The organism is Mycobacterium sp., from assembly GCF_039583805.1.
GTDB lineage: Bacteria > Actinomycetota > Actinomycetes > Mycobacteriales > Mycobacteriaceae > Mycobacterium.
The window spans coordinates 1-16,419 of the sequence record NZ_JAVKSH010000078.1; the positions used below are offsets into that span (position 1 = coordinate 1).

A 16,419-nucleotide genomic window follows, 5' to 3' on the forward strand; every position below is an offset into this window, starting at 1 on the left:
AACCCAACCCCCACAGGCACAACGCCACACGCCGCACAAGGGCTAACCCGATCGCGGTGCGGAAAACGGGCCTAGTTGACGCGCAATCGCTAAAATAGTAACAATACCTAAGCGGGGCGTAGGGCCCCCGAAACGGAGAGCGCGACAATGGATTCGTTGGAACGAGATCCGTCGGAACGAGAGTTCGGACCGGCCGGCATCGCGCTGTCGTCGTACCGCTTCCCGACGGGATGGTTCATCGTTGGCTTCGCCTCCGACCTGGCGGCCGGCGACGTCAAGCGGGTGCACTATTTCGGCGAGGAACTGGTGCTGTTTCGCACCGAGTCCGGTCAGGTGCACGTGCTGGACGCCTACTGCCAGCACCTGGGCGCCAACATGGGCGTCGGCGGCTCCGTGGAGGGTGAGAACATCGTCTGCCCCTGGCACGGCTGGCGGTGGCGCGGAGACGGAACCAATGCGCTGATCCCGTACAGCAAGATCGGCTGCAAGCCCAACGTGCGCATCCGCAGCTATCCGAGCACCGAGTGGTACGGCTTCATCCTGGTCTGGCACGAACGCCATGGTCGGCCGCCGTACTGGCAGCCGCCGGTGCTGGCCGAACTGGAGACCGACGAGTACTACCCGCTGCACCCGCACAGCCGGATGCTCAACCGGGTCAAGGTGCACGCGCAGATGATCATCGAGAACGCCGCCGACCCGTATCACGTGCAGTACGTGCACAAGGCCGCCAATCCGGCGAACACCGCGTCGTTCGAGGTGTCGGGCTATCACCTGCACGCCACGGTCAACGCCCACTTCGGCGGCGGGCGTGCGCAGACCTGGCTGACCCCGCATGGCCCGGTGGACGCCAAGATCATCTACGACAACTACTCGCTGGGGCTGGGGATCGTCCGATTCCCCAGCGAGCTTGTCGGAACCATTCAGGTGACCGGGCAGACGCCGGTCGACGAGGACTACACCGACTACTTCTACACCCAGGCATCGGTGCGTGAGCCCGGTGACACCGGCGACAAGCCGGGTGGCCGTGCCGCGAGATTCCTTGCGCTGCAACAAGAAGTCATCAAACAGGACTTCTTCACCTGGGAGAACATGAAATATCTGGAGAAGCCCAACCTGGCGCCCGAAGAGGCACACGACTACGCCGCGCTGCGTCGGTGGGCGCACCGGTTCTACCCCGGCGAACAGCTCTCGACCGATGACTTCGGATACACGCCCGACGGTCAGCCCGACCCGGCGGCCGCAAAAGCTTGAGCAGCCTGATGCCCGTCGGGCCCGCTGATTTCGGCGTGCAGCAATTCAGCGTCCCTGCGGTGCTCGACCGCCGCGCCGAGCAGTGTCCTGACCGGGTGATGATGTCGGTCGGCGCCACCTCCGGATCGACGCAGGTGACCTTCGAGCAGATGCGCCGGCGATCCTGCGCGGCGGCAAACCTTCTGCTGGATATTGGCATCGGCTGCGGCGACTGCGTTGCGCTGTTCACCGCGACCTGCCCGGAGTGGATCTACTTCTGGTTGGGCGCGGCGCGGATCGGCGCGGTGACCGCCGCCGTGAACGCCGCCAACAAGGGCGAGTTCTTGCGGCATGCGCTTGCGTTGTCGCGGGCGAAGGCGCTTCTCGCCGATGCCGAACGGCACCCGCTTGTCGCGGAGGTGGCCGACCGGTGTCCGATGCTGGGTGACATTCTGGTTCAGGGTGATTGGCTGGACGCCGCGCTGAATCGTGCTGACCCGGTTACCGCCTGCCCGGGCGACGCTGGCGACATCGGGTCGCTGTTTTTCACCTCGGGCACCACCGGTGCGTCGAAAGCGGTTGCCACCACCTGGCATTATCTGTTCACCGCGGCGGCCACGGTCGCATCGGCGTGGAAATTTGCTGCGGGCGAGGTGTTGTGGAGTGCCATGCCGCTGTTTCATCTCAGCGCGGCGCCGATCGTGCTGGCGCCGATGCTGGTGGGCGGCACCACTGTGCTGGCGTCGGGGTTTCACCCCGTCGCGGTGTGGGACGAGGTGCGGGCCTGCGGCGCCGTCGGTTTCGCCGGTGCCGGGGCGATGGTGTCGATGCTCGAGAACCTCCCGCCGGATCCACGCGACGCGCAGTTGCCGCTGCGGTTCATCTCCGCGGCGCCGATCGACGCCAAGAGCTATCGCGACATCGAACAGCGCTACGGCTGCAGCGTTGTCACCATGTACGGCATGACCGAGGCCTTCCCGATCGTGGTCAAAGGTGTCGACGACGACGGGATGCCCGGAACGTCCGGCCGGCCCAACCCGGACTTCGATGTCCGCATCCTCGATGCGAACGGAGATCCGGTGCCGGCCGGAACCGTCGGCGAGATCGCCTGCCGGCCCCGCTACCCCCACGTGATGAGCGAGGGCTATGTCGGCAGTGACGGGTGCCTTGAGCCGCATGCGGAGTGGTTCCGCACCGGAGACCTGGGCGTGCTGGATGACGACCAGAACCTGACGTACGTTGACCGGAAGAAGGATTCGCTGCGTCGGCGCGGTGAGAACATCTCGTCGGTCGAAGTGGAAACCGCGGTCATGGGCCATCCGGCGGTGGCCGAAGCCGCAGCGGTCGCGGTGCCCAGCGCACTCGGCGAGGACGACATCCTGCTGATCGTGACATTGTGCCCGCAGTGTTCGCTGGATTACGTTGAGCTGCTGGACTTCTGCTCGGCACGCATGCCCTACTTCTGCGTTCCGCGCTACGTCGAAATCGTCGACGAATTCCCCAAGACTGTGATCGGGCGGATACGCAAAGACGTGCTCCGCGCCCGCGGACTGGGCCCCCGCGCCTGGGACCGGGAAAGCCACGGATACGTTGTCAGCCGGTGAGATCGGGAGAAACACGATGACCATGACCTACCAGCAGCAGTACCTGCTTGACGGCGCGTCGGGCCGCGACGCCATCCTGAACCTCACTGCGAGACACAACCGGTGCTTTTCCGACGGCGACCGCGACGGCTGGATCGCGACGTTCCGCCACTCCGGAGCCACCTTGCGCCGCGGCGGTGAGCAGTTCAGCGATCTGCGTGCCGCCTTCGACGGTGGCGGCGGGCAGCGGCTGGTCAGCGTCGATCACGAGATCAGCGTCGACGGCGTCAACGCCACCCAGCGCTGCGTCGCCATGCTGTTCGCCGTCGACGAAGACGGCGTTCCCGCGCTGCGGGCCACCGGAACCTACCGGGACCGGCTCGTCTACGAGCGCGGCGGCTGGTACTTCGCTTCCCGCGAGCTGCAATGGGATTCGGCAGCGGTGCCATCGCGGTCACCGCGCAGTCCGGATACCGTGCGGTAATGGGTGCGGTGACCCGGATCTTCTGAAACAGCGCCCCGGCGTGGTATCAATCAGGTATCATTCAGGGCATGGGGATGACCTTGCGTACCAGTGACCAGCAGACAGCAGCGCTGCGCCGGCAGGCCGCCGCCGAGGGGCGGTCGATGCAGGCTGTCGCGCTGTCGGCCATCGACGAGTACATCGCCCGGCGGGCCCACAAGGCCAAAGTTGCCGCGGCGCTGCAGCGCGTGGTGCGCGAGGAGGCCGCGGTTTTGGAGCGACTCAAGGACGCGTGATTCGCGCCGATGACGATGATGCCGGCCCAGCCGGAGTCGAGGAGCGGCGCACATGACCGACTACCTGGATCTCGACGACCTGCTGGAAATCGCCCGCAGGGCTGCCGGCGGGGACGTCGTGGTCGGGGACTACGGCTTACTCGAATCGGCTCTGGCGCGACCCGGTGCATCGGTGTTCGGCCGGGACGCCTACCCGGATCTGCACCTCAAGGCCGCCGCCTTGCTGCACTCCCTGGCACGCAACCACGCGCTGGCGGACGGGAACAACCGACTTGCGTGGACAGCCTGCCGGACGTTTCTGGCCATCAACGGTCAGTGGATCAGCGCGCCGGAGAACGAACGTTTCGACGTGGTGATCCGGGTCGCCACCGGTGTGATGGCGAATCTTGACACGATCGCCACACAACTGCGCGCCTGGAGCTACCAGGAGGGCTGAGCGTCGGACAGCTCACGCTACGCCGACAGCCGCGATCCATCAGCGGTCGTCCGGCCCGGGCATCAGCTCCTTGACGGTAACTTTATAATCTTTATAGTCACAAGCAAGTAATCTGCGGCGACGGCGCGGATCCGCTTTGCCGATATCGAGCGGTTTGCGTCCCAGCCGGGCAGGCGGAAGGTGGAGCCGATGGACATCAACGACTTGGTTCTGGTCAGCGTCGACGACCACGTGGTGGAGCCGCCCGACGTGTTCGACGGCCGGCTTCCGGCGAAGTACGTCGACTATGCACCGCAGTTCGTCACCAACCCCGACGGCACCAACGTCTGGCAGTACAACGGCGAGACCGTCGGCAACGTCGCTCTTAATGCGGTCTCGGGCCGACCCAAGGAGGAGTACGGAATCGAGCCGACGTCGTTCGAGGAAATCCGGCCGGGCACCCACGACCACAACGAGCGGGTCAAGGACATGAGCGCCAACGGGGTGCTCGGGTCGCTGTGCTTCCCGTCGTTCCCGCAGTTCTGCGGGCAGCTGTTCGCCCGCACCCAGGACAAGGACGTCGCGCTGGCGATGGTCCGGGCCTACAACGACTGGCACATCGACGAGTGGTGCGGCAGCCATCCCGGCCGGTTCATCCCGTGTGCTCTGCCGGCGATCTGGGACCCGCAGGTGATGGCGGACGAGATCCGTCGTGTTGCCCAAAAAGGCTGTCACGCATTGACGTTCAGCGAGAACCCGTCGAAGCTGGGCTGGCCGTCCATCCACTCCGATCACTGGGACCCGGTCTGGCGCGCATGCTGCGACGAAGCGGTGGTGGTGTGCATGCACATCGGGTCCTCCTCGCAGCTGAGCATCACCTCGCCGGATGCGCCGATGGACGTGATGATCACGCTGCAGCCGATGAACATCGTGCAGGCGGCCGCGGATTTGGTGTGGTCGCCGATGCTGCGCAAGTTCGGCGAGCTCAAGGTCGCGCTGTCAGAAGGCGGGATCGGATGGATCCCCTACTTCCTGGAGCGCATCGACTACAACTACGACCGCCACCACGCCTGGACCGGCCAGGACTTCGGCGACACGCTGCCCAGCGAGGTGTTCAACGCCCACGTCATCACCTGCTTCATCGACGACAAGTTCGGGATGGCCAGCCGTCGGGCGCTCGATATCGACATGCTCACCTGGGAATGCGACTACCCGCACTCGGACTCCAACTGGCCGCGGTCGCCGGAAGTGTTCGCGCAGTCCATGACCGGTGTCAGCGACGACGACGTCGACAAGATCACGCATTTGAACGCCATGCGCCACTTCCACTACGACCCGTTCACGGTGCTCGGCGGCAGAGCGAACTGCACGGTCGGTGCGCTGCGCAGATCGGTGCAAGGCCACGACGTCGCGCTCAAGTCGCAACGCCGTGCCGGAGCGCGGCCCGGCCTCACGGCCAGCGATCTGCAGAAGATGGCCTCGGCGGCCGCCGAGTAGCCGGCGGGGGCGGGTGCCCTGCGCGAACCCTATCCCTTCACGAGGGTGAACTGACCCACCTCGGCGACGTGCCGCTGGAAGAAGTCAGAACATCCGGTCAGATAGCGCATGTAGCGGTCGTAGACCTCGGGGGAGGTCACCGTGATAGCGTCGTCGCGAGCGGCTTCGAGCTTCTTCGACCAGATATCGAGGGTCCGAACGTAGTCGGCGGTCATCTTCTGCAGCCCTTCGACCGAAAACCCTGCCTCAGTAGAGTATTCGACGACGTCCTCGTCGCACGGCACGGCGCCGCCGGGAAAGATCTCTTCGGCGATGAACCGCATGAACCGCAGATCGCTCATGGTGATCGGGATGCCCATCTCGGGCCAGCGCTTGAGGGGGTGACCCATGATCGTCTGCAGGACCATCCGGCCGCCGCTCGGCATGACCCGGTAGCACGTGTCGAAGAAGGCCTTGTAGCGCGATTTCGGGAAGGCCTCGAACGCCTCGATGCTGACGATGCGGTCGACGGGCTCGTCGAACTCCTCCCAGCCGCGCAGCAGGATCCGCCGGGAGCGGTCGGTGTCGATCTGATCGAGCAGCTGTTGCCCCAGAGCGCACTGGTTTTTGCTCAAGGTCAGCCCGACGACGTTGACGTCGTATCGTTCGACTGCGCGCTTCATCACCGAGCCCCAGCCGCAGCCGACGTCGAGCAGCGTCATCCCGGGGCGCAGGCCCAGCTTGCCGAGCGCGAGGTCGATCTTGGCGATCTGGGCCTCTTCCAGAGTCATGTCGTCGCGTTCGTAGAACGCGCAGCTGTAGGTTCGGGTCGGATCCTGGAACAGCCCGAAGAAATCGTTGGAGATGTCGTAATGGGCTTGAACGTCCTCGTAGGCCGGCCGCAATTTCGCAGAGCCACCCGACCCGTCGTCTGTCATCGGAGCCCGCTGTGTGTCATCGGAGTCCGCTGTCTGCATCGGATATTGACCTTTCAGGTGGATCGTGCCCAGGTCGTCGGCGTGTGCTGTCGTACCCGACCTGCGTGACATCTTGTCAAAAATCGGCTAAGCGGGAGCCTTTTCGCAGGTGAATTGGCAGACGTCAGTGTATCCATCGCGGAACAGGTCGGCGCAGCCGGTCAGGTACTTTCTGAAGCGCTCGTAGGTCTCTTCGGACGTGATCGCGACGGCCTCGTCCTTCTTCGCCTCGAGATTGACTGCCCAGGTGTCCAGGGTACGGGCGTAGTGCGGGCGCAGCTTTTGTTTTCGTGTCACCGTGAACCCCGCTTTTACCGCGTGCTCTTCGACCTGTGCGGCTAGCGGCAGACGACCGCCGGGATAGATCTCGTCCATGATGAACTTGATGAACCGCACCCGCGACATCGTGAGGGGCAGCTGCCGCTCTTTGATCTCTTCGTCGCTCGGGATGATGATGGTGTGCAGCAGCATCACGCCGTCGTCGGGCATCAAGGTGAACGTCTTCTTGAAGTAGTCGTCGTACTTGTTGAAGCCGAAGTGCTCGAAAGCGCCGATCGACACCACCCTGTCGACCGGCTCGTCGAACTCCTCCCATGGCTGCAGGCGCACTTCCATGCGGCGCGGGCTGTCCGAATTCGCGAACCAGTAGTCCTCGATGTGCTGCTTCTGGTTGCGGGACAGCGTCAGGCCGATGACGTTGACGTCGTACTTCTCGACTGCGCGCATGATCGTCGAGCCCCACCCGCAGCCGATATCGACCAGCGTCATCCCGGGCCGCAGGCCCAGCTTGCCCAGAGACAGGTCGACCTTGGCCATCTGTGCCTCTTCGAGCGTCATGTCGTCGCGCTCGAAATACGCGCAGCTGTACGTCTGGGTCGGGTCCTGCCACAGCTTGAAGAACTCGTTCGAGATGTCGTAGTGGAACTGGACTTCCTTGCTGTTCGAGCCGCGGGTTTGCGCTGCGGACTTCGACAACCACTTGGACTGAGCACTGGTCGTCGAGCTGGGGGTGTCTGCCACTGTTCGTCCTCGAGAATCGGAATCGGAATCGGAATCGGTACGGTGCCGGCTCGCCGGCACGGACCTGAGATTACTCCTGCCGATGCCGCGCCGGATGACCACTCGCCTCCCACGGGTCGGCGCGGCTCGCGGCCGCCGGCGTGCTGCATCGACGGACCCAACACCGATGCAACGCACCGACGCGACGTCTCACTCGGTGTGACTGGCGATTCAGCTGTGGCCAACGCGGTCAATGTGGTAATCGATGCTTTTGTCGTACCCTGGAAAAATGTCGGTGTCCCGGCGCGACGTGCTCAGGTTCGCCGCCGCGGCTCCAGCCCTGATCGGGGTCGGTGTTGCGGCGTCGTCGCTGCGTCCCGCGCCCGCGTCGGCGAGCCCGCTCGGCATCTTGCTGGACTATGCGGCCGGCGTGATACCCGCCGCCCAGATCAGAGCGGCCGGCGCCGCGGGCGCCGTCCGGTACGTCTCTGATCGCCGGCCCGGCGCAGCGTGGATGCTCGGCAAGCCCATCCAGCTGCAGGAAGCCCGCGATTTCGTGGCCAACGGCCTCACGCTCGTCTCCTGCTACCAGTACGGCAAGCAGGACACCGCGGACTGGTTGGGCGGTCAGGCCGCCGGCGTCGCCCATGCCCAGCGCGGAGCGCAGCTGCACGCCGCCGCCGGCGGCCCGGCGAGCGCGCCGATTTACGTCTCGATCGACGACAACCCGTCCTACGAGCAGTACCGGCAGCAGGCGGCGCCCTACCTGCGCGGCTGGGAGGCGGTGCTAGGCCACCAGCGGGTCGGTGTGTACGCCAACTCCAAGACGATCGACTGGGCGCTGCAGGACGGGCTGGGTTCCTACTTCTGGCAGCACAACTGGGGTTCGCCGCGAGGGTTCACCCACCCGGCCGCGAATCTGCACCAGGTCGAGATCGACAAGCGCAAAATCGACGGCGTCGGGGTCGACGTCAACAACATCCTCACGCCGCGATACGGCCAGTGGGCCTGACCCCCGTTGCGCACCGCGACCGGCCCGACGACCGGTCGCGTCGCAGCAAACTTCCGGTGGCGTAGCCGGCTGCCGGATTTCGTTCGTCGGCAGCGCGGAGCGACGGCAGAAACTGCGCGTCGTGCCCGCGCAAGCGAAAAATATGCACATAACGATTTCATAACAATACTGCCTTGATCTGCACTGTTAGGGCTACTCCACCGTAACCGCCTGCACGCAGCACGTTTGTTCGCCGCGCCGCCGGGCGCGGTTGGGCGCGGTGTTACCCAGGGCACCCCTACCCGCGCGTAGAACTCGCGAGTAACCGATCGACGGACCAAATCGCGCGAGTCCTTATGACACTCTTATTGCAGCCGAGAAGCCCGGCGGTCGCACCGGCGGATCGACGAAGCTCCGGGTCGGCCGGGTTCGAGGGGTGTCGACGCGGACCCGTCGTCACCGCCGCGGCAGCGCGGCTCCGGCGAGCAGACACCGACAAGCATCACAGCGACAACCATCACAGGGAGACACGCACGGTGACGATCGACGAGCACGACTGGGGCCCCCCGGCGCACCGACGGACGGGGCACCCCAGCGTGGCGGCGGGAGAGTCGGCCCACCACGACGACATGTCCGTCGGGCCCGCGCCCAGCGCCCATGCTCTGGTCGACCGTCTGACAGCCGGCGAACGCTATGCCGTCGCGTTCGGCGGGCAGGGCAGCGACTGGCTGGAGACCCTCGAGGAGCTGGTGTCCTCGGCCGGGATCGAGCCCGAGCTGACGACGCTGGCCGGCGAGGCGGACCTGCTGCTCGAGCCGGTCGCCAGGGAGCTGGTGGTGGTGCGCCCGATCGGTTTCGAACCGCTGCGCTGGGTGCGAGCGCTGGCCGCCGAGGACCCGACACCGTCGGCCAAGCAGTTGACGTCGGCCGCGGTGTCGGTGCCCGGTGTGCTGCTGACCCAGATCGCCGCGGTGCGAACCCTGGCCCGCCAGGGCATGGACCTGTCCGCCGTTCCGCCGGTGGCGGTCATCGGGCATTCGCAGGGTGTGCTGGGCGTCGAGTCGCTGAAGGCGGGGGGTTCGGCCGATGTCCAGCTGCTGGCGCTGGCGCAGCTGATCGGGGCGGCCGGCACGCTGGTGGCCCGCCGGCGCGGGATCATGGTGCTCGGCGATCACCCGCCGATGGTGTCGGTGTCCAACGCCGACCCGGAGCGCGTCTACCGGCTGCTCGAAGACTTCGCCCAGGACGTGCGGACGGTGCTGCCGCCGGTGCTGTCGATCCGCAACGGCCGTCGTTCGGTCGTCATCACCGGAACGCCCGAACAGCTGTCGCGCTTCGAGCTCTACTGCGCGCAGATCTCGGAGCGCGAAGAAGCCGACCGCAAGAACAAGGTCCGCGGCGGCGACGTCTTCGCTCCGGTGTTCGAGCCCGTGCAGGTCGAGGTGGGCTTCCACACCCCGCGACTGGCCGACGGCATCGACATCGTCGGCGGCTGGGCCGACAAGGTGGGCCTGGACGTGGAATTGGCCCGCGCGATGACCGAGGCCATCCTGGTGCGCCCGGTCGACTGGGTCGACGAGATCATCGACGTGCACGAGGCCGGCGCCCGCTGGATTCTCGACCTGGGGCCCGGCGACATCCTGACCCGGCTCACCGCGCCGGTGATCCGCGGCCTGGGCATCGGGATCGTGCCCGCGGCCACCCGCGGCGGCCAGCGCAACCTGTTCACGGTGGGCGCGGTGCCGGAAGTGGCTCAGGCCTGGTCGAGCTACGCGCCCTCGGTGGTTCGGCTGCCCGACGGCCGGGTCACACTGTCGACGAAGTTCACCCGGCTGACCGGCCGCTCGCCGATTCTGCTGGCCGGCATGACCCCGACCACCGTCGACGCCACGATCGTCGCCGCGGCGGCCAACGCCGGATTCTGGGCCGAGCTGGCCGGCGGCGGGCAGGTCACCGACGAGGTCTTCGCCCGCCGCGTCGACGAACTGAACACGCTGCTCGAACCCGGCCGCACGTATCAGTTCAACGCGCTTTTCCTCGACCCCTACCTGTGGAAGCTGCAGGTCGGCGGGAAGCGGTTGGTGCAGAAAGCCCGCGCCTCCGGAGCGCCGATCGACGGGGTGGTCGTCAGCGCGGGCATCCCCGAGCTGGAAGAGGCCGTCGACCTCATCGAGGAGCTGAACGGGGTCGGCATCAGCCACGTGGTGTTCAAGCCGGGCACCGTCGAACAGATCCGCGCGGTGATCCGCATCGCCACCGAGGTCCCGGCCACAGCGGTCATCATGCACGTCGAAGGCGGCCGCGCCGGCGGCCATCATTCCTGGGAAGACCTCGACGACCTGCTGCTGGCCACCTACTCCGAGCTGCGGTCGAGGCCCAACATCACGGTGTGCGTCGGCGGCGGGATCGGCACTCCGGAGCGTGCGGCCCAGTATCTGACCGGACGCTGGGCTGAGTGCTACGGCTTCCCGCCGATGCCGGTCGACGGCATCCTGGTGGGCACCGCGGCGATGGCGACCAAGGAGTCCACCACGTCGCCGTCGGTCAAGCGGATGCTGGTGGAAACCCGCGGCACCGACGAGTGGATCAGCGCCGGAAAAGCCCAGGGCGGCATGGCGTCGAGCCGCAGCCAGCTCGGAGCCGACATTCACGAGATCGACAACACCGCCTCGCGCTGCGGCCGGCTGCTCGACGAGGTCGCCGGCGACGCCGAGGCAGTTGCCGCGCGCCGCGACGAGATCGTCGCCGCGCTGAACAACACCGCCAAGCCGTATTTCGGCGACGTCGGCGACATGACCTATGCGCAGTGGCTGCGCCGCTACGTCGAACTGAGCGTCGGCGACGGTGAATCGACAGCCGACACGGCCCTGCCGGGCAGCCCGTGGCTTGCCGACACCTGGCGCGACCGGTTCGCACAGATGTTGCAGCGGGCCGAAGCCCGACTGCATCCCAGCGATTCCGGCCCGATCGAGTCGCTGTTCGCCGACCAACAGCTGCTGGAACGTCCCGACGAGGCCCTCGCCGCGCTGCTGGGCCGCTACCCCGACGCTGACACCGTGCCGCTGCACCCGGCCGACGTGCCGTTCTTCGTCACGTTGTGCAAGACCGCGGGCAAGCCGGTCAACTTTGTGCCGGTGATCGACAAGGACGTCCGGCGCTGGTGGCGCAGCGACTCGCTGTGGCAGGCTCACGACGCTCGCTACGACGCCGATCAGGTGTGCATCATCCCCGGCCCCACTTCGGTGGCGGGCATCACCCGCGCCGACGAGCCAGTCGCCGAGCTGCTGGGCCGCTTCGAGCAGGCCGCCGTCGACGAGGTGCTGGCGAGCGGCGCACGGCCCACGCCGGTGACGGCGCGCCGGCTGGTCCGTCCCGACGTGAGCGGCCCGCTGGCGACGGTCCTCGACGCCCCCGACGTGCTGTGGGCGGGTCGGGCCACCACCAACCCCGTGCACCGGATCTCCGCCCCCGCCGACTGGCAGGTGCACGAAAACCTCACTGCGACACACACGTCCACCGGCGCACGGCTGCAGACCGACGGCGATCAGGTGGTGTTGAGCGTGCCGATATCGGGTGCCTGGGTCGACATCCGGTTCACCCTGCCTGACTGCACCGTCGACGGCGGCATGCCGGTGGTCCGCGCCAAGGACGCCGTCACCGCGATGCGCGCGGTGCTCGCCATCGCCGCCGGGGTCGACGGCCCGGACGCGCTGCCCCGGGTGCATGCCGGCACCGCATGCGTCACCGTCGCCTGGAACCCGGAACGGGTGGCCGACCACACCGGCGTCACTGCCACCTTCGGGGAGCCGCTGGCGCCCGGCCTGACCACGGTTCCCGACGCGCTGGTGGGGCCGTGCTGGCCCGCGGTGTTCGCGGCCATCGGCTCGGCCGTCACCGCCGCCGGTGTGCCGGTGATCGAAGGCCTGCTGAGCCTGGTGCACCTGGACCACGCCGCGCGTCTGGTCGGGCCGCTGCCCACCGGCCCCGCCGAATTGACCGTCACCGCAACAGCGTCGACGGCCGCCGACACCGAGGTGGGCCGGGTGGTGCCGGTCTCGGTCACCATGGCGGCCGCCGGCGGCGCGGTGCTGGCCGTGCTGGAGGAACGGTTCGCGATCCGGGGCCGCACCGGCTCCGGCGAACTCGGCGATCCGGCACGGGCCGGCGGCGCGGTGTCCGACAACGCCACCGACACCCCGCGGCGGCGCCGGCGCGACGTCACCCTCACCGCCCCGGTTGACATGCGGCCGTTCGCGGTGGTGTCGGGCGACCACAACCCGATCCACACCGACCGGGCCGCCGCCCTGCTGGCCGGCCTGGCGGCGCCCAACGGTGAGGGGGGGCCGATCGTGCACGGCATGTGGCTGTCGGCCGCCGCGCAACACGTGGTGACCGCCACCGACGGCCAGGCCCGGCCACCGGCCCGGCTGGTCGGCTGGACGGCGCGCTTCCTGGGCATGGTCCGCCCCGGCGACGAGGTCGACTTCCGCGTCGACCGGGTCGGAATCGACCAGGGCGCCGAGGTTTTGGAAATCAGTGCGCGGGTCCGCCGGGACAGTCGCGACGCGACTCGAGGGGCAGGCTCAGGCTCAGACCTGGTGATGTCGGCGACCGCCCAGCTGGCGGCGCCGAAAACCGTGTACGCGTTTCCGGGGCAGGGCATCCAGCACAAAGGCATGGGCATGGAGGTGCGGGCCCGCTCCAAGGCGGCCCGCAAGGTGTGGGACAGCGCGGACAGCTTCACCCGCGAGACACTGGGTTTCTCGGTGCTGCACGTGGTGCGCGACAACCCGACCAGCCTCATCGCCAGCGGAGTGCACTACCAGCATCCCGAAGGCGTGCTCTACCTGACGCAGTTCACCCAGGTGGCGATGGCGACCGTGGCCGCCGCGCAGGTCGCCGAGATGCGCGAGCGGGGCGCGTTCGTGGAAGGAGCGATCGCCTGCGGGCATTCCGTCGGCGAGTACACCGCATTGGCCTGCGTGACCGGCCTTTTCGAGCTCGAGGCGCTGTTGGAGGCGGTGTTCCAGCGCGGGTCGAACATGCACGACATCGTGCCGCGCGACGAGCTGGGCCGCTCCAACTACCGGCTGGCGGCCATCCGCCCGTCGCAAATCGGCCTCGACGACGCCGACGTGCCCGCCTTCGTGGCCGATATCGCGGCGAGCACCGGAGAATTCCTGGAGATCGTGAACTTCAACCTGCGCGGCGCGCAGTATGCGATCGCCGGCACGGTGCGCGGCCTGGAGGCGCTGGAGGCCGAGGTGGAGCGGCGCCGCGCAATCACCGGCGGCCGGCGCTCGTTCATCCTGGTGCCCGGCATCGACGTGCCGTTCCACTCCCGGGTGTTGCGGGTCGGGGTGGCCGAATTCCGCCGCTCCCTGGATCGGGTGCTGCCCCGTGAGGCGGACCCCGACCTGATCGTCGGGCGTTACATCCCCAACCTGGTGCCGCGGTTGTTCAGCCTGGACCGCGACTTCATCGCCGAGATCCGGGACCTGGTGCCGGCCGAACCGCTCGACGAGATCCTCGCCGACTACGACACCTGGCGCACCCAGCGGCCGCGCGAGATGGTGCGGACCGTCTGCATCGAGCTGTTGGCCTGGCAGTTCGCCAGCCCGGTGCGCTGGATCGAGACGCAGGACCTGCTGTTCACCGAGGAGGCCGCCGGCGGGTTGGGCATCGAGCGGTTCGTCGAGATCGGGGTGAAGTCCGCCCCGACGGTCGCAGGGCTGGCCACGAACACCCTCAAACTTCCCGAATATGCCTACAGCACAGTCGAAGTGCTCAACGCCGAGCGCGACGCCGCCGTGCTGTTCGCCACCGACACCGACCCCGAACCGGAGCCCGAGGGCGAGGAGTTGGCTGAGTCCGATGATTCCGCCGTCGAGGCGGCGGAGGGTGCGCTTGACCCCAATGTCGTCCCTGCCGTCGTTCCGGCTGCCGTCGTTCCGGCTGCCGCCGGAGCTCCGTCAGGTACTTCGCGCCCCGACGACATCGCGTTCGACGCCGCCGACGCGACGTGCGCGCTGATCGCGCTGTCGGCCAAGATGCGCATCGACCAGATCGAGGAGCTGGACTCCATCGAGTCGATCACCGACGGGGCGTCGTCGCGGCGCAACCAGCTGCTGGTGGACCTCGCTTCCGAGCTGAATCTGGGCGCGATCGACGGCGCGGCCGAAGCCGACCTGGCCGGGTTGCGGGCGCAGGTGACCAAGCTGGCACGCACCTACAAGCCGTATGGGCCGGTGCTGTCCGACGCGATCAACGACCAGCTGCGCACGGTGCTCGGGCCGTCCGGGAAACGGCCCGGGGCCATCGTCGAGCGGGTGCGGAAGACCTGGGAGCTCGGCGACGGCTGGGTCAGGCACGTCACCGTCGAGGTGGCGCTGGGCACCCGGGAGGGCACCAGCGTGCGCGGCGGCGCGCTGGGGCATCTGCACGAGGGTGCGCTGCCCGACGCCGCCGCCGTCGACCGGGCCATCGACGCCGCGGTCGCCGCGGTGGCTGCCCGCCGCGGCGTGACGGTGGCGCTGCCGTCGTCCGGTGGCGGCGGTGGGGCGGTGAACGCGGCCGCTCTGGGCGAGTTCGCAGAGCAGATCACCGGCCGCGACGGGGTGTTGGCGTCGGCCGCACGCCTGGTGCTCGACCAGCTCGGACTGGGTGACCCGGGGACTGCGGCGCCGGGGGCGACCGACACCGAACTGATCGACCTGGTAAGCGCCGAACTCGGTGCGGACTGGCCGCGGTTGGTCGCGCCGGTTTTCGACGCCCGTAAGGCGGTGGTGTTCGACGACCGCTGGGCCAGCGCCCGCGAGGACCTGGTCAGGCTGTGGCTGGCCGGCGACGACGAGGTCGACGCCGACTGGGCGCGGCTGTCCGCCCGGTTCGAGGGCGCCGGCCACGTGGTGGCGACGCAGGCGACCTGGTGGCAGGGTAAGGCGCTGGCGGCCGGGCGCCAGATCCACGCCGCGCTGTACGCGCGCATCGCCGCCGGCGCGGAGAACCCCGGAAAAGGTTGCTACAGCGACGAAGTTGCGGTGGTGACCGGTGCGTCGAAAGGTTCGATCGCCGCGTCGGTGGTGGCACGGCTGCTGGACGGCGGGGCCACCGTGATCGTCACGACGTCGCGTCTCGACGACGAGCGGCTGGCGTTCTATCGCACGCTGTACCGCGACCACGCCCGCTTCCATGCGGCGCTATGGGTGGTGGCGGCGAACATGGCGTCCTACTCCGACATCGACGCGCTGGTCGACTGGGTGGGTAGCGAGCAAACTGAAAGCCTTGGGCCGCAGTCGATTCACATCAAAGACGCGCAAACGCCCACGCTGCTCTTCCCGTTCGCTGCGCCGCGGGTGGCCGGCGACCTGTCCGAGGCCGGTGCGCGCGCGGAAATCGAGATGAAGGTGCTGCTGTGGGCGGTGCAGCGGCTCGTCGGCGGGCTGTCGCGGATCGGCGCCCAACGCGACATCGCCTCGCGGCTGCACGTGGTGCTGCCCGGCTCACCCAACCGCGGCATGTTCGGCGGCGACGGCGCCTACGGCGAAGCCAAGTCGGCGCTGGACGCCGTCGTCTCCCGGTGGCACGCCGAGTCGTCGTGGGCGCAGCGGGTCAGCCTGGCGCATGCGTTGATCGGCTGGACCCGTGGCACCGGGCTGATGGGCCACAACGACGCTGTCGTCAGCGCCGTCGAAGATGCCGGTGTGACAACGTATTCCACCGACGAGATGGCCGCGATGCTGCTGGGGCTGTGCGACGTGGAGTCCAAGGCGGCCGCCGCGGGCGCGCCCATCACCGTGGACCTGACCGGCGGTCTGGGCGAGTCCGGCCTGGACGTGGCCGAACTGGCCGCCAAGGCCCGCGATGATCGGGCGGGAAGGACCGGCCGCGACGACGTCGACGACCCCACCGACGGCACCATCGCCGCGCTGCCGTCGCCGCCGCGAGGACACACCCCGGCACCGCCGCCGCACTGGGACGACCTCGACG

At 68.1% G+C, this 16,419-nt stretch carries 10 protein-coding genes; 8 read left to right on the forward strand and 2 right to left on the reverse strand.

Annotation, left to right across the window (positions count from 1 at the left end; genetic code table 11):
• Window positions 1-147: 147 nt before the first annotated feature.
• From ABDW21_RS11770 to ABDW21_RS11795, 6 genes are all read left to right on the forward strand, one after another.
• Entirely contained in the window at window positions 148-1,251 is a 1,104-nt protein-coding gene (locus ABDW21_RS11770; protein ID WP_343601471.1) for an aromatic ring-hydroxylating dioxygenase subunit alpha, read from the forward strand.
• A gap of 8 nt (window positions 1,252-1,259) precedes the next feature.
• The gene (locus tag ABDW21_RS11775; protein ID WP_343710473.1) at window positions 1,260-2,834 is read left to right on the forward strand and encodes an AMP-binding protein; all 1,575 of its coding nucleotides are present in this window, start codon (window positions 1,260-1,262) and stop codon (window positions 2,832-2,834) included.
• Between the two features lie 16 nt (window positions 2,835-2,850).
• Window positions 2,851-3,297 carry a nuclear transport factor 2 family protein gene (locus ABDW21_RS11780; RefSeq protein WP_343601469.1) on the forward strand — a complete coding sequence of 149 codons (447 nt, stop codon included), beginning with the start codon at window positions 2,851-2,853 and terminating at the stop codon, window positions 3,295-3,297.
• Window positions 3,298-3,365: 68 nt separating this feature from the next.
• Window positions 3,366-3,572, forward strand: a complete 207-nt coding sequence (locus ABDW21_RS11785; protein ID WP_343601468.1) for a CopG family transcriptional regulator — start codon at window positions 3,366-3,368, stop codon at window positions 3,570-3,572.
• A 52-nt stretch (window positions 3,573-3,624) separates the two neighbouring features.
• The gene (locus tag ABDW21_RS11790; RefSeq protein WP_343601467.1) at window positions 3,625-4,008 is read left to right on the forward strand and encodes a type II toxin-antitoxin system death-on-curing family toxin; all 384 of its coding nucleotides are present in this window, start codon (window positions 3,625-3,627) and stop codon (window positions 4,006-4,008) included.
• A 189-nt stretch (window positions 4,009-4,197) separates the two neighbouring features.
• Complete coding sequence (locus tag ABDW21_RS11795; RefSeq protein WP_343601466.1) at window positions 4,198-5,484, forward strand: amidohydrolase family protein; 1,287 nt, start codon at window positions 4,198-4,200, stop codon at window positions 5,482-5,484.
• Between the two features lie 29 nt (window positions 5,485-5,513).
• Here ABDW21_RS11795 and ABDW21_RS11800 read toward each other — a convergent pair whose 3' ends face one another.
• Together ABDW21_RS11800 and ABDW21_RS11805 are read right to left on the reverse strand one after the other, a co-directional pair.
• Window positions 5,514-6,401: a cyclopropane mycolic acid synthase family methyltransferase gene (locus ABDW21_RS11800; RefSeq protein ID WP_343601465.1), complete on the reverse strand. Its 888-nt coding sequence runs from the start codon at window positions 6,399-6,401 to the stop codon at window positions 5,514-5,516.
• A 126-nt stretch (window positions 6,402-6,527) separates the two neighbouring features.
• Entirely contained in the window at window positions 6,528-7,460 is a 933-nt protein-coding gene (locus ABDW21_RS11805; protein WP_343601463.1) for a cyclopropane mycolic acid synthase family methyltransferase, read from the reverse strand.
• 268 nt (window positions 7,461-7,728) lie between these two features.
• Between ABDW21_RS11805 and ABDW21_RS11810 the strand changes: the two genes are divergently transcribed.
• A complete protein-coding gene (locus ABDW21_RS11810; RefSeq protein ID WP_343710474.1) occupies window positions 7,729-8,451 on the forward strand; it encodes a DUF1906 domain-containing protein in 723 nt (240 codons plus the stop codon).
• Window positions 8,452-9,059: 608 nt separating this feature from the next.
• Window positions 9,060-16,419 (forward strand): fatty acid synthase subunit beta domain-containing protein (locus ABDW21_RS11815; RefSeq protein ID WP_343710476.1); only part of this gene is annotated, 7,360 nt, incomplete at its 3' end.